We start from the raw sequence: 14,236 nt of genomic DNA, 5'->3' as shown, positions 1-14,236 counted from the left end.
ATGCCACATTTCAAAACTCCAAAACTAACACTCCCAAATCTCCCTTATAAAGCCACACATAGTGTGGGAGAGTTTGAGTTTTTGGAGCTTTTTACTTCTAAAAATAATCCAAATTTTTCCCTTTTGCAAATTCGCTTTACCCCTAAGGATAGCGCACAAATAAAAGAATTTTTTTTAGAGATTAAAAGAAGTGAAAATACTATTCTTGTGCGCTTTGATAAATACTCACGTATTGCACCCATTGAGATTATCAAAAATGCACTTGAGATTCTCTCCCAAATGCAAGATTCTATTCTTACTCACAACCTAAACCGCAACACTATTACCCTAGAGTACAAATTACCTTTTATCAAAGAAATTAATGATTTTTTAGACTTCTCCGCACTTTTTAATAGAACATGTGCAGAATCTAAACGCAACTTTAGTAACATTTGGCTAGAAATTGGTTTTGGTAGCGGTAGGCATTTATTGCATAATGCCAATCAAAATCCTAATATCTTGCATATTGGACTTGAAATCCACCACCCCTCCTTAGAACAAGTCGCACGCCAAATTGGAATCCAAAAATTAGACAATATCCTTATTCTCGCTTTTGATGCACGCATTTTTCTAGAACTTTTACCATCAAACATTTTAGATAAGATTTTTGTGCATTTCCCAGTGCCTTGGGACAAAAAGCCCAATCGCAGAATCTTTAGTCAAGCATTCATAACACAAAGTGCTAGAGTGCTAAAACAAGATGGGCATTTGCAGCTACGCACTGATAGTTTGGAGTATTTTACCTTTGTAAAAGAACTAATGAAAAACTTTAAAGAATCCTTTAAAATAGAATCCCAAAAGAATACTAAGGAAACAATTATTAGCAAATATGAGGCAAGATGGTTAAGACAGCAAAAAGACATTTATAACCTTGAATGCTTTGCTTTACAAACCTCTAAAGAAAGAGTGTTGGATTTTGATTTTATTTTTGATTCCGCATTTACACACAAGGATTTTAAACCTAGAAAATTTATCCAAAAGGATTATTTTTTAAATCTTGAAGATATATTTCTAGGACAGAAAAGCAACTTATTAAGAATCGCTTTTGGGGATTTTAACTACCCTGAAACACGTTATATAATACAAGATTCTACTCTGCATTATTTTAGGAGCAATCCCCTACCCTCTGCAATTAACCACAAAGCACATAATCTTTTAAAGGCATACATTACCAAAAACTGCAAGGAATCATTATGAATCCTATTATCCAAGCAAATGGCATACATTTAGGCTATAAAAATGACATCATTATTAAAAATGCAAGTTTTAGCATTTACCCTAAAGAATTTGTTTTTGTTAGCGGACAAAGCGGAAGCGGTAAAAGCACTCTACTGCGCTCAATGTATGGCGATTTACCGCTTAAAAGTGGCTCACTTGAAATTTGCGGCATGGAAATGTTTAAAGCAAATAAAAAAAATATAGAAATTTTACGTCGTCATTTAGGAATCATTTTTCAAGATTACAAGCTTATTAAAGACTTTAATGTAGAGAAAAATGTTATGTTGCCAATGATTATTGGTGGCTTTACAAAAGAATCTTGTCAAACCCAAACCGATAGACTTTTAACCCACATCAAACTCTCACATAAAGGCAGCAAATATCCAATGGAGCTAAGTGGAGGTGAGCAACAACGTGTAGCAATGGCGCGCGCCTTAGCACATAATCCACTTTTAATTCTTGCTGATGAACCAACTGGAAACTTGGATGATTATTCTTCAGAAGTCATATGGAACCTTTTAAGAGGAGTCAATACACAATTGGGAATAACCGTAGTTGTCGTAACACATAGGATTCCAGAAGCACTAGGAATACATTATAGGCATTTTCACATTGAAGAGGGGGTAATTTATGAACTCTCTTAAAAATCACTTGAGCTTAATTATTCCGCTTGTCGCATTACTCTTTGCATTAGAGAGTATTTTACTTGTTAATCGCACGCTTAGAGATTATGAGAGCAAACTCGGCAAAAACTACGCAATCATTTTAGCCAGCAAAAAAGAACTATCTTTAGAATCTTTACGCAACAAGATCACAGAAGCGCAAGCACTAAGTCCAATTAATGCACAAATTGTCTTAGACCGCCTAAAAAATAATGTTAGCCAAGCAAATTTGATTCTACTTAAAAAATCCTTACCATATTTTTATTCTCTAACACTTAACACCTACCCTAGCGATGCACGTTTAATTGCTATCCAAAAAACATTAGAAAATTTTGAGGAAATCGTGCGCATTGAAACTTTCACAAAAAGCCACAATCAAATCTACCAACTCTTATTAATCATTAATGGGAGTATTATGATTTTCTCAAGCCTTATTGCACTTATTAGCTTACTTTTAATGTTTAAACAAATTGAAATTTGGAAATTCCAACACATTGAACGTATGGAGATAATGACACTTTTTGGTGCTCCCTTATGGATGCGCTCACAAATACTATTCCGTCTAGCTTGCATAGATACGATTTTGGCGACTTTAATTGTTGTTGGAGGACTATTTTACATTTCTCAAAATCCATCATTGCTTATCTTTTTTCAAGAGTTAGGGTTAAATCCAGAGATTTTTTCTCCCTTTTTAGATTCCATTGTTTTATTGCTAACTGGTCTTACGCTCTCACTAATTTCTGTGTGGATTGTAAGCTTACAGCAAAAAGACTAAAGGGTGTTAATGCGAGTTTGGCTAGTCATTCTTGTCCTATGCAATGCACTTTTAGCAGAATCTAATTCCATTAATCAAAAAATCAGTCAAAACAAAACAACATTAGAAGACAAAAAGAAAAAAGAAGCACAAATTAATGCAAAACTTCAAGAACTCGGTGATGCCATTAACAAACAAGAGAAAGAAAGCAAAGATTTAGAACAAATTATTCTCTTAAGTGAAAATAATATCGCTAAAAATCAGAAAGAATACGAAAACAAACAAACACTTATTAAAAACCTAACGAGTAACCAAGAATCTCTATTTCAAACGCGCAAAAAAATAGAATCAGAAATTATTAACTTAATCCTAAAAGATATTTCTTTTATCATTTTGCTAAACGATTTTCAACCAGAATCCATTCAAGATTTAATTACAGAAGAGAGTTTTAAAACCCTAAGCAATACGACAAAATCCCATTTAAAAGACCTAAGCACAAAGCAGAGCAAAACCATTGCTACGTTACAAAATCTCCAAAATGAAATTACCACACTAAAGAACTTTATTGATACAGAAAACAAAAAGCGTAAAGAATTAAAAGAGCTTCAAAATAAGCAAACCATACTCATTGCAAATTATCAAAAGGAAATCACAAAATACAATAATGAGCTTCAAAAAATCGCTAAAGAACGTGATGCAGTGCAAGACATTTTGGCAAATCTCAATATTTTAAAAAATCAAGAAGAAAGGCGCAAAAAACTAGAAGCTCTAGCAAAAGAAGCAGAATTGAAGCAACAAGAAGAAGCGAGGCTAGCAGAAGCAAAACGTCAAAAAGAATCCAAACTTGTCTCAAGCAATACAGAGGACACGATAAATAAAAATCAAATTCTAGCCAACAAACCAAAATCTGCTACCAAACCCTCCACAAAAGAACCCATTAAATCTTCTGATGGCTTTGATGTGCGTCAAGTGGCAAACTCTTACCATGACATTAGCACCACAAAATACAAGGGCGCAAAAACCATTGCTCCTCTTGACAATTTCTCCATTGAAAAGCGCTTTGGACCCTATTTTGACCCCGTGTATAAGATGAAAGTTTTTAACGAGTCTGTAACACTAACTCCAAAGGGTGATGATAAGGTTAAAAGTGTGCTTGATGGTAAAGTTGTTTTTGCTAAAGATACTCCAATTTTAAAACGTGTTGTGATTATTGAACACAAAAACAATATGCACACAATTTATGCACAGCTTGACAAAATCGCTCCCACAATTAAGCCCGGACGCACGGTCAAAAAAGGCTATACCATAGGACGCGTAGATAATGCACTAAAATTTGAAGTTACACTAAAAGACAAGCATATTGACCCCCTTGAACTCATTAGCGCAAAAAATATCTAAATTTATAAAAAATTCTATTGTAGCTATTATCTCTTAAATGAAATATCCGATATACTACGCAGTTATTATAAACATCCACAAGGAGGTCATAATGAATGTAAATGAAATTGGAATGAATATTGCTAATAGGCAAGGTAATGCTGTTTATTCTCAACAGCATAACAATGGAATGCAAGCCCCAACAAGAACAGAGGCAATCCAAAATGAACTAGAAAGCTTGAATGAAGAACAAAAGATTCAAGAACAAAAAGAAAAGCTAAATGAGCTTGCACAACAACTAAACAAAGAGCTAAATCCTCTAAATACAAATGTTACATTTGGCTTTAGTGAAGATATTGAGGGATTGTATGTAACGGTAAGTGAACGTGATACTAACCGCGTAATTCGCAAAATTCCAAGTGATGAGGCAATGGAATTAATGGCGAAAATGAAAGAAGTTGTTGGGATTATCTTTAACAAACAAGCATAAATTTATAAGGAGATTGTTATGGCTTTAGGACCTATGGCTAGTTTAGGAATCGGAAGTAATGTTTTAAATTGGGACACCATAAATCAATTAAAAGATCAAGAAACCAAGTGGAGAATTGACCCTATTACTAAGAAAATAGAGAAAAATATGGAGAAGCAAAAAGAGCTTACTTCTCTTATGACAATGATGACTTCTCTTAATAGTAACTTTAAAAAACTCTCTGATTTTAGCACCTATCAACAGCGTAAAACTTCCATAGAGGGAAGTGGTGTAAAAGCAACTGCAGGAGAAGGCTTAGCAATTCAAGACCTTAAAATTAATGTTAGTCAGCTTGCACAAAATGATGTCAATCAGGTAGGAAAAGAATTTGCTTCAAGAGATAGTGTTTTTACCAACAAAAACACAACAATTGATTTTTACCACAAAGGGACAAACTATAGCATTGATGTTAAAGCAGGTGCAACTCTATCTGAAGTCTCTCAAAGCATTACTGATGCAACAGATGGTGATGTTATTGGAATCATTATGAAAACAGGCGGTGATAATCCCTATCGCCTTATGATTCAAAGCAAAGATTCCGGTAAAGACAATAAAATCTATTTTGGAAGCACACTAGAGAGTGCTGCAACTCCGGGTGGACAAATTACAAGCGGAACACTTAAAGTTGAAATTGGCGGAAAAACTATTTCTGTGGATTTGAGCACAATTGGCAGTAAGATTGGAAATGAATCAAAGGACAATGCACAATTAATCTTAGATAAAATTAACGAAGAAGTTGCAAAAGATCCCGATCTTCAAAGTAGAGTTTCTATTGGTTTAAACAACAGCGGAAAAGGTTTAATGTTTAATGATGCAAATGGCGACCCCATTAAAGTCACCGTAGAAAATGCTAAAGTCCAAGCGGCACTAGGAACAACAGAAACAGACACAGATTTAGGTTTCATTAAAACAGGGACTGAAGCAGGGGATTTAATTAAAGGTGGGGCAGTTAAAAGTGGTGAATTAAAAGGTGAAATCACCATCAATGGACAAAAAATTGATCTCAATGGAATCAATGAAACAGACGGCACAGAAAATGCCAAAAAAGTTGCAGAAAAAATCAATGCTGCTTTTACAAATCAAGAAGTGGTAGCCACCGTAAAAGATGGCAAACTCGTCATTAATAGTAAAGATGGAGGAGAAATAAGAATCCAAGCAGAAGGAGATGAAGCAGAAAAAACTAAAATTTTAGATTCTATTGGTTTGCGCTCTGGAACATTCACTTCCTCAAAAGACTTTTTAGGGGAAATGAACATTACAAATATCCAAAAAGCGCAAAATGCAGAATTTACCTACAATGGAATCAAAATTGAACGCGATAAGAATAACATTAATGATGTTGTTTCTGGATTATCCCTAGAGCTTACAGCAGTAACTGAAAAAGATAAAGATGTTATTGTACGTGTCGCTCGTGATGACAAAGGAATTTCTGAAGTAATGGAAGATTTTGTCAAAAACTATAATGAAGTGTATAATAAAATTCAAGAGCTTGTAAAATATGATGCGACAACAGAAGTTACGGGAGTGTTTAATGGAAATAGCGAAATGCGTAGTGTTATACGTCAGCTAAATTCTATTATCAACTCCAATGATGTTAATGGCAACAACTTATTTAAATTCGGAATCAGCATAAGCACTAGCACGGATGAAAATGGAAAAATTACTAGCAGCGGAACGCTCAAGTTTGATAAAGAAAAATTTGAAAAAGCTTATAAAGATGACCCAGAAGCTGCAATTTCTTTCTTTAGAAGCACAACTAGCACAGTAAGAGGGAGCAATAAAGAAATCGATGGAGTTTTTACGAAATTGCGCAACACAATGGATGGCTTAATCACAGGAGAAAAAGCAACACTTAATGCCTTAGAAAAAAGTCTGCAAAATGAGCAAAAAACGCTAAATAAAGACAAAACTTCTACGCAAGAAAGTATTGATACACGTTATGAGATTATGGCTTCCAAATGGTCAGCATATGACCAATTGATTGCAAAAACACAACAGCAATCTAATGTTGTTATGCAAATGATTCAACAATCTATGAATTCATAAAAAGGCTTAAACAATGAAAGGGAATTTGGCTTATAACTCATACCAACAAAACTCAGTTGCAGTAGAATCACCTGCAAAACTTGTAGAAATGCTTTATGAGGGAATTTTACGCTTTGCTTCAATGGCAAAGCGTTGTATTGATTCACAAGATATTGAGAAAAAGATTTATTACATTAATCGCACTACAGATATTTTTGTAGAATTACTCAATTCGCTAGATTATGAAAAAGGCGGACAAGTCGCACATTATCTAACGGGGCTTTACACACATCAAATAAAGCTTTTAACACAAGCAAATATGGAAAATAATAAAGAAAAGATTGATATTGTAATTAAAGTAACAAAAGGCTTATTGGAAGCTTGGAAAGAGGTAAATCATGAACTGGCTTAACGAATTAAAAGTAGCATATTTAAATAAAAATGATAATAAAATGAGTGAGTTATTAGACAATTTACCAACACTAAAAACACGTGATGAAATGTTTGAAGCCCTAGCAATTATGGAACAAATTACAGAATATGCAAAAGAACAAAAAGAAAGGCTGGGCGTTGAAATGCGCAAACTCAAACAAACTAAGAATTTTCTCCCTAAAGAAGAAAAAGTCTCTCGGCTTAATTTATCTTTTTAAAGTTTTGGGCTAAAATTTCTCTTTTTTTGGAGGGATTTTTATGCAATGGAAACCGATTGATATTGAAGATAAAGAGTTGCTAACAAGTTTCTTTACTTCGCACCCCATTTTAGTTTCAGACCTCACCTTTACAAACCTTTACCTATGGCATTATGCAAGACATATTAGTTATATGATTTTAAATAATTGCCTTGTGATAAAGACACAATATCCCGATGAAAATCCTTTCATTTTTTATCCTATCCATAAAGATAATAATCTAGCTGCCAAAAAACAAACAATTTTACAAATTATAGAATCTTGCAAAGGTAAAGGCTTAAAGTTTTCTATCCATTCACTTAGTGAAGTGGATAAAGAAGAGCTAGAAAAACTTATGCCAAACATATTTGACTTTATTTACAGAGAAGACCGCAGTGATTATATTTACTCCATTCCAGAACTCATTGAACTAAAAGGCAAAAAATACCATAAGAAAAAAACACATTTAAATCGCTTTGTAGAACGTTATGCTTTTAATTATGAGGTATTGAGCGCACAAAATGTTAATGAGTTAATCAGCACTTATCAAACTTGGTTTGGCAAGATTAGCGATAATGCAAGTGATGGCTTACGTAATGAATATGTAGGTATTATAGAATCCTTAAAGGAATTTAAAAATCTCGACTTTCAAGGTGGAATCTTACGCGTAGATGGGCAAATAATTGCTTTTAGCTTTGGCGAACCGCTAAATCAAGATACGGTTGTTATTCATATTGAAAAAGCAGATATTGAATTTCAAGGTGCGTATCAAGCAATCAATAGGGAGTTTTTAGCTAATGCATGGAGTGCTTATAAATTTGTTAATCGTGAGGAAGATTTAGGAATTGAAGGCTTAAGAAAAGCAAAACAATCTTATCAGCCTTTGTATTTACAACACAAATTTGACGCAGTTTTGAAAAATATTTAAAAATATTCTATTCTCTAAAAAATCACTTAAAAAATTCTCAAAAAATACAAGTTTGGATTCCAAACAAAATCAAACTAATCTATCTTATCCTCTTTAACTGCAACAAAAATCACAGCATGTAAAGTTCTTCTTGTGTATTCTGTGAATACGCTTTGTTGCACATTGCAAACATCACTACAAACAAGATAATATTTTTGCTCTATTTTCACAATCTTATTCATTTTTTTAAGATTTTTAAAGTCAATCACATCGTTTTGTAAAAACTCATCAAAGCGAAAATCACTCTTTGTTGTCGCTAAAATATTTTTATTATCATCAAACACAACACTAAAAATCTCACTCTCTTCTGCAACAATTTTAGACTCTTTAGGTAAGACTTGATTTAAGAAATCCCCAATCCTAGCAAAATCAAGCACAAACACAAGCCCACCCACTAGGCGATGTGCGGAATCCTTAAGATAACTATACATTAGTATTGTTGGCTTATCCCCATATAAAAATGTAGGTTCAAAACTAGACACAACAACATCACTTGCGTTAGTTGTTAAACCATAGAAACTAATCTTCTTTTTATTTAGTATATTATCATCAAGCCCATTTAGTAAAATCATGCCATCTTTGTCAAAAAGTGCCACATTATGAAAATAAGAGAAATCTTGCTCTAAAGAAGCCAAACGCCCCTTAATCGTAGATTCTACAACTCCTTCTTGCTCTACTTTGCTAAGATATGCAATAAACTCTGCATTATTACTAATCTGCTCCACATCTCTAATAAGCTTCGCAAAAAGCATATCTGTTGCAAAAACAAGATACCTAGAATAATACTCTACAATATTAAAAAGTGTGCTATAAATCCCTCTTTGCAACTCTCCTGTAGATTGAACACACAACGTATTCATCTCCTCACTTAAAATTCTAATGTTATTAAGAATCGGATTTAATGCATAAGAGTGGCTTTTTGATGCGATAATCTCACCATTAATCACTACATCGCCAAGCTCTTCATTGATATTTTCACCCTCAGCAATCACACGATCAAGTTCTTCTGTAACAAGCAAAGAATCCTCTAGCAAAGAGTTGTCAATCTCTCTGTTAATCTGACGTTTTGCATCAAATGCAGCATACAAAGGCACAATCCTGCAAACATTGCAGTTCTTAATCACACTCTCTAAATGCTCTAACCCACTCACTTTACCAAAGGCTACCATACAAGTTTTGGAACGACTCTCTAAAAATGTATATTCTTGATGTTTATTAAATGCTAGAAGCTGTCCAATAGGAAATGTGCGCACATTATCCGAAAATACAATATGCTCTCTCTCACTTAAAACAACCAAATGTCCCTGTGGCAGACGATAAGGAAACTGCTCCAAAATCTCTTTAATTTTCTCTTGAATATTCACAACAAATACCGCTGTTACACTAACTGCAGATTCTTTTCCCTCACGCAATGGAATCACAAAAAACAACTCCAAATCGTCATCTAATGCATCCTCTCTCTTATAATAAAAATCCACCTTTTGATAATACTCTGCATAGGATCCCACTTTGTTACTATCCAACACACTTTGGAGTTTTGTCTTTATATTATTTTCCTGCTTATCTACATATTTTAAACACTCAAGCAAAGCCCCATCATTTCCAAAAAGAAAAATATCCTTATAAGAATTTTGAGATTTTTTACCAAAATTTTGTAGAATCTCTAATAATTGTGACAAAGACTCTTTAGATTTTTCTTTCTCCACTGCACCAGCAAAATTCACTGCAAAATTATGCAGATTTTCATTCTTAGATAGCTCTAAAATATTCTCATGGCAACCCCCAATAAAAGCCCCAACTATATTACCGATTAACCTTGCAGAAGTCAGTGCCTCCTCGTAAGCATTATGAAAATTCTGTTCCATAATTGTATGAATTAATTCATCTTGAAGATTCTCAAATTTTTCTTGTGTTCTCTCCATATAATCAAATAAGTTTTCTGCAATATCAAGAGAGCTAATTTTTCCTGTTAAAGTTGTTTTGCTTAATAAAGTGTTCAATGATGAGAATTGCGATTGGTAGCGTTGCACCATCGGAACATAGTTACTTAGAATACTGACAACTGATTGCTCCATTTATTATCCTTGCTTGTTAAAAAATTCTGCAATTATAGCAATATAATCTGAAAATAACGATAACTTTTTACTAAGACTACGCATTGTGGTTCATAAAAAAATTAAAATATTCCTACTTTTTTAAATTTTTTGGTTTATTAGTCTCATATTTTTGCGCACTTACAAAGAGATAAATCGATTTAAACCTTAGATATGTGTGGATTTTGGAGTTCCTTTTGCACAAGCTCTACGATTTTATCGTATTTTTGCGCTGTGTAATAAAGATTTATCCACGAATCTACCCATTTTGGAATTTCTTTTGCTTTCCAATTCGTTACAGAATGGTAACTCATTCCTACGATTTGCGCAAATTCCTCTTTACTAAGTCCTAGATTTTTTAAATGCTTAGTTAAATCCTCATAGCTCACAACTTGCCTTCTTTTAATTTTTTATGTATTTTAACATAAAATTTTAAATCAAAACAAACCCTAAAGGCAATTTGAATAATTTACAAAGTTTGTTCTCTAGGATACATTGAATTAGCAATTAATGTTTTTAAATATCATCTTTTAGTAGTATTCTTATCTTTTTGTAGAGATGTGAAAATTATACGTAATGTAATTGATGATAATGTTTATTTGCTTCTGCTCTTAGTGAAACTAAAGAATTATAAATCCATTATGATAAATTTGAAAATAAAATTTTTGTTTTAAAGCTTGTTTTTTATTTAAATAATCCGATAATGTGTATATAAACTTAATAATGGAGGGAGATAAAATGTTTTTAAGATTTTATTTAACAATGTTTTTGTGTTTCTTATGCACAGCAAATGCTTATACGTTAAAGGAATACAATGGAGTAAGGATTAGCAAAACCCTAAGCGGAGATGCACTGCAAAAAGTGCTTGAACAAGTAAAACAAACAACAAAGGGCAAAGAGCAAGAAAAGATAAAAGCGATCTTGCCTATAGATAATTTCACATTTAATGACCAAACAGATATGTTGCTAGAAGTTACAGATTCTAGCGGACAACTTTTATATTATTTGGCTGCACCTAAAGACAAAACTGACTTTTGTAGGGTAGAACCATTAATAGATTCAGAAGGTGAAAAAACATATCAATGGACAAGCTATAAAACTGCAGAGGGAGCAACAATAGCCCTTGCAGATACTTATGGCAGAAATTTTCCTGCAAGTGGTGGAGGCGACCCAAGGGTAGCAATTAATAGTGCAGGAATGTGGATTTATGCAACATCTTATGCAGATTTTGCTAATAAAATCATATTTACTAGAAATGAATGGGATAGAAATGCACAAGGCGGCAAGAGAGATGATTATTTTCATGTCTTATTTAATGCAGATGGAACATTGCAGATTACTTCAAAAATCACAGATTATTCTGTCGATAGATTGCAAACGTTACAGCCTTATCCTTTAAATCAATGGGTATATATCCAAGCTTATCAGGAAGGAAACAACTACACAATAGGTTGGAAGACAGCTGATAAAACAGAACATGTAGTGGGACCAAAAACTTTTACTAGACAAGCTGATATTACTGCAGATACCTTTAAAACTTTTATGCAAAATTATCAAGAAGAAAATGATTGTGTTATGGTGAGGGAATTTTTTTGGCAACCGGGTGTAAATATGTTTGAAATTATGAATAATTACAATGCTGTTTTCAAGGAAATAGAACAAGTTCAACATAAAGTATTTAGGTTAGATACCATATTTATCAATGAAATCAACAAGGCAATAATAGGACAACCTTCTTCATTAACTCTAAATGACTTTAATGTATATGTAGATAACAATTATGTTATTTACGTTGTGGATATTCGCAAATTTTAAGGAGATCATTATGCAAATTTTAAATTCCAATAATGCTCTTAATAATCTTAGCAATTTTAAACCCAAAATTGCTGTCGCACAAAGTGCAATAGACAATAACGCGGAATATTTAAACAAAAGAGGAAGTGATTTTATTAATGCAAAAACCGCATTTCATGCTTTTACTCATAAACCCCACTTTTTTACATATAATGATTTTATAGGCAATATCCAATTTAACGTCTTAGGAGAATCCAAAACGTTTAAAACTGCGATAGGAGATGCTGAAATCTTTTTTGATTATTTTGGAGATAGCGCATTAGAAGAAGGAAGTGTTGGTGTGCAGCAAATTAACAAAATGGGACATTTGTTTAGCCTAGATAGTAATGGTGATGGATTTTTAAATCGCAATGACGAAATGTTTTCCAAGCTTAGAATCAAAGTGGATAGAGGTAGTGGCGAATACGAAACTGCTAATTTAAGTGATGTGGTAGGAACAATAGATTTATATAGTTTTATTAAAGGTTATGATAAAAACAATGCTTCACAAATTAAAGAATGGCGTAATAGTTTTTTTAATCAAAGACAAATAATGGTAGATGGAAGAAAACTAACTAATACTTTCTATCCTTATGAAGATATTCGTATGCATCGTGATTATGAAATGAAACTTTTCTCACCAGAGCAACATTACAAGAGAATCAAGCAAGAGGATATTAGAGCAATGTTTGAAGCCTATGCAGATAGTGGTGGATGGATAAATCTTAAAGACAGAGCTGTGAATGAAGCTTTATTTGCAAGTGGAGATATTATCACAAACTTTGCTTACAAAAAGACAAATCTAGCAGGTGTGGAAGTGCTAGAGGAGTTTAATATCGTTGATAGGTTAGATGATGGCTCAAGAACACCTAAATATGAAGGTATGAACATTCGCGAATTTGAAGAGAATTGGTATAAACATCATCCAAGACAAACAAACTATGAGGACACTTATACGCAGACTTTTAATAAACTTTATGACACCTATTATACCTATAAAGAAAAATTCGCAAAAGAAAAGGAATCTTTGCTAGATGATAATATGGTTAGTAAAGAATACAAAGATAAAATTTCTCAAATTGACAACTCTATCGGAATGCGTAATATTGAACGGGAATTCAAAAAGCTTACAGGAATAGATTTTAGCGAGGAGAGACTAGAGAGTGTCAAAAATGCACTAAATGATCCCCTAAAACAAAAAGAAACTATTGCCGCAATGGGAGATTTAGATGCAGTAACTTCTATGAGGCTAGAAAAAGACGGCAGAATCACTTTGCGTTTTGATTCTGGACGTGAGATTTTAGTTGATGGACTCTATAATGATACAGGTGATTTGCACATTACTAAAAAAGGCGAAAGAGCAAGCATTAATCTAGAAGCACAAACTATGGATAATGAGGAGCTTAATGCAATAGATTTTAGTCAATATGGAATTTCTGATGGAGAAAATATTGTAAGTTTGCAAGAAATTGGAGCAAAAATGATTGAAAAGCTAACCAACAGCAATGGCAAATTTGCAGGATTCCTTATTACAACTGGCAATGGGGAAATAGTGGCAGATAATCTCTTTAATATCTACACAATCTCTCTTCTCAACAAAGACAGAACACTAGAAGTAGAAGCCTAAGCCTTTTAAATTATTCTTAGGATTCTTTATTCTTAGTATAAGAGGGCATAGAATCCTCTATACTACTTTAAAATGGTAAATCCATTCTAAGCTTCTTTAAGCAGAAATGATTCGCATCAACGCAGTATTCCAAAACACATTCAAGCTATCCAAAACTCAAAGACGTCAAAAAATACTTACAATCTCAAAATAACACTCCTGCTGGCGATAAGATACATTACGCAGAATTAATTAGAATTGTAAATATTTAAAAGCATAAAATAAAAATTACAAAGAAGCACAACAACGAGTCATAAAACAAGTGAATTAGAGAATTAGAAAAAAATTGGTATGCTATTCAAAGTGATTAGAGCCATTTTTGAACCTTTAAATGATAATTTTGATTTAGAGCAGTAAGAAACATAAACACAAACAAGATTTTTTAAAATTAAAATCCATCTTTAA

General features: G+C 33.0%; 13 protein-coding genes. 11 read left to right on the top strand and 2 right to left on the bottom strand.

The features are described 5' to 3' along the window. The 9 genes from trmB to K4G57_RS00245 all read left to right on the top strand — a co-directional run bounded on the left by trmB (window position 1) and on the right by K4G57_RS00245 (window position 8,200). Complete coding sequence (gene trmB, locus K4G57_RS00285; protein WP_221531192.1) at window positions 1-1,236, top strand: tRNA (guanosine(46)-N7)-methyltransferase TrmB; 1,236 nt, start codon at window positions 1-3, stop codon at window positions 1,234-1,236. Beyond that, window positions 1,233-1,901, top strand: a complete 669-nt coding sequence (locus tag K4G57_RS00280) for a cell division ATP-binding protein FtsE (protein ID WP_221531191.1) — start codon at window positions 1,233-1,235, stop codon at window positions 1,899-1,901. Before trmB ends, K4G57_RS00280 begins: the two co-directional genes overlap by 4 nt. Then, entirely contained in the window at window positions 1,888-2,694 is an 807-nt protein-coding gene (locus K4G57_RS00275) for an FtsX-like permease family protein (protein WP_221531190.1), read from the top strand. The genes K4G57_RS00280 and K4G57_RS00275 overlap by 14 nt, the downstream gene beginning before the upstream one ends. Window positions 2,695-2,703: 9 nt before the next feature. Then, window positions 2,704-4,071 (top strand): murein hydrolase activator EnvC family protein, encoded by a 1,368-nt coding sequence (locus tag K4G57_RS00270; RefSeq protein ID WP_221531189.1) that lies wholly within the window; start codon window positions 2,704-2,706, stop codon window positions 4,069-4,071. Between the two features lie 91 nt (window positions 4,072-4,162). After that, window positions 4,163-4,540: a flagella length regulator FlaG gene (locus K4G57_RS00265; RefSeq protein ID WP_221531188.1), complete on the top strand. Its 378-nt coding sequence runs from the start codon at window positions 4,163-4,165 to the stop codon at window positions 4,538-4,540. An 18-nt stretch (window positions 4,541-4,558) separates the two neighbouring features. Further along, window positions 4,559-6,625 carry a flagellar filament capping protein FliD gene (fliD, locus tag K4G57_RS00260; RefSeq protein WP_221531187.1) on the top strand — a complete coding sequence of 689 codons (2,067 nt, stop codon included), beginning with the start codon at window positions 4,559-4,561 and terminating at the stop codon, window positions 6,623-6,625. A 13-nt stretch (window positions 6,626-6,638) separates the two neighbouring features. Further along, window positions 6,639-7,016 (top strand): flagellar export chaperone FliS, encoded by a 378-nt coding sequence (fliS, locus tag K4G57_RS00255; protein ID WP_221531186.1) that lies wholly within the window; start codon window positions 6,639-6,641, stop codon window positions 7,014-7,016. Beyond that, on the top strand, window positions 7,003-7,254 hold the full coding sequence (locus tag K4G57_RS00250) for a hypothetical protein (RefSeq protein ID WP_221531185.1): 252 nt from the start codon (window positions 7,003-7,005) through the stop codon (window positions 7,252-7,254). Before fliS ends, K4G57_RS00250 begins: the two co-directional genes overlap by 14 nt. A gap of 40 nt (window positions 7,255-7,294) precedes the next feature. After that, the gene (locus K4G57_RS00245; RefSeq protein WP_221531184.1) at window positions 7,295-8,200 is read left to right on the top strand and encodes a DUF2156 domain-containing protein; all 906 of its coding nucleotides are present in this window, start codon (window positions 7,295-7,297) and stop codon (window positions 8,198-8,200) included. 74 nt (window positions 8,201-8,274) lie between these two features. Here the strand turns inward: K4G57_RS00245 and K4G57_RS00240 are convergent, their stop codons facing one another. Next, window positions 8,275-10,314, bottom strand: coding sequence for a cache domain-containing protein (locus tag K4G57_RS00240; protein WP_221531183.1), 2,040 nt, complete (start codon window positions 10,312-10,314; stop codon window positions 8,275-8,277). Between the two features lie 179 nt (window positions 10,315-10,493). Next, window positions 10,494-10,721: a hypothetical protein gene (locus K4G57_RS00235; RefSeq protein ID WP_221531182.1), complete on the bottom strand. Its 228-nt coding sequence runs from the start codon at window positions 10,719-10,721 to the stop codon at window positions 10,494-10,496. 349 nt (window positions 10,722-11,070) lie between these two features. On the opposite strand from K4G57_RS00235, the gene K4G57_RS00230 reads away from it, so the two are divergent. After that, a complete protein-coding gene (locus K4G57_RS00230) occupies window positions 11,071-12,147 on the top strand; it encodes a hypothetical protein (RefSeq protein ID WP_221531181.1) in 1,077 nt (358 codons plus the stop codon). A gap of 10 nt (window positions 12,148-12,157) precedes the next feature. Next, window positions 12,158-13,792 carry a hypothetical protein gene (locus K4G57_RS00225; RefSeq protein ID WP_221531180.1) on the top strand — a complete coding sequence of 545 codons (1,635 nt, stop codon included), beginning with the start codon at window positions 12,158-12,160 and terminating at the stop codon, window positions 13,790-13,792. Window positions 13,793-14,236 lie beyond the last annotated feature (444 nt).

It is taken from the genome of Helicobacter turcicus (genome assembly GCF_019711685.1).
Classification (GTDB): Bacteria; Campylobacterota; Campylobacteria; order Campylobacterales; family Helicobacteraceae; genus Helicobacter_D; species Helicobacter_D turcicus.
The sequence above is the reverse complement of the archived record's forward strand: the minus strand, read 5'-3'. Positions and strand labels throughout refer to the sequence as shown.

Coding starts and splice junctions, on each gene's coding strand:
- trmB (WP_221531192.1), top strand. CDS start 1: ATGCCACATTTCAAAACTCCAAAACTAACACTCCCAAATCTCCCTTAT.
- K4G57_RS00275 (WP_221531190.1), top strand. CDS start 1,888: ATGAACTCTCTTAAAAATCACTTGAGCTTAATTATTCCGCTTGTCGCA.
- K4G57_RS00280 (WP_221531191.1), top strand. CDS start 1,233: ATGAATCCTATTATCCAAGCAAATGGCATACATTTAGGCTATAAAAAT.
- K4G57_RS00225 (WP_221531180.1), top strand. CDS start 12,158: ATGCAAATTTTAAATTCCAATAATGCTCTTAATAATCTTAGCAATTTT.
- K4G57_RS00240 (WP_221531183.1), bottom strand. CDS start 10,314: ATGGAGCAATCAGTTGTCAGTATTCTAAGTAACTATGTTCCGATGGTG.
- fliD (WP_221531187.1), top strand. CDS start 4,559: ATGGCTTTAGGACCTATGGCTAGTTTAGGAATCGGAAGTAATGTTTTA.
- K4G57_RS00230 (WP_221531181.1), top strand. CDS start 11,071: ATGTTTTTAAGATTTTATTTAACAATGTTTTTGTGTTTCTTATGCACA.
- K4G57_RS00245 (WP_221531184.1), top strand. CDS start 7,295: ATGCAATGGAAACCGATTGATATTGAAGATAAAGAGTTGCTAACAAGT.
- K4G57_RS00265 (WP_221531188.1), top strand. CDS start 4,163: ATGAATGTAAATGAAATTGGAATGAATATTGCTAATAGGCAAGGTAAT.
- K4G57_RS00270 (WP_221531189.1), top strand. CDS start 2,704: ATGCGAGTTTGGCTAGTCATTCTTGTCCTATGCAATGCACTTTTAGCA.
- fliS (WP_221531186.1), top strand. CDS start 6,639: ATGAAAGGGAATTTGGCTTATAACTCATACCAACAAAACTCAGTTGCA.
- K4G57_RS00250 (WP_221531185.1), top strand. CDS start 7,003: ATGAACTGGCTTAACGAATTAAAAGTAGCATATTTAAATAAAAATGAT.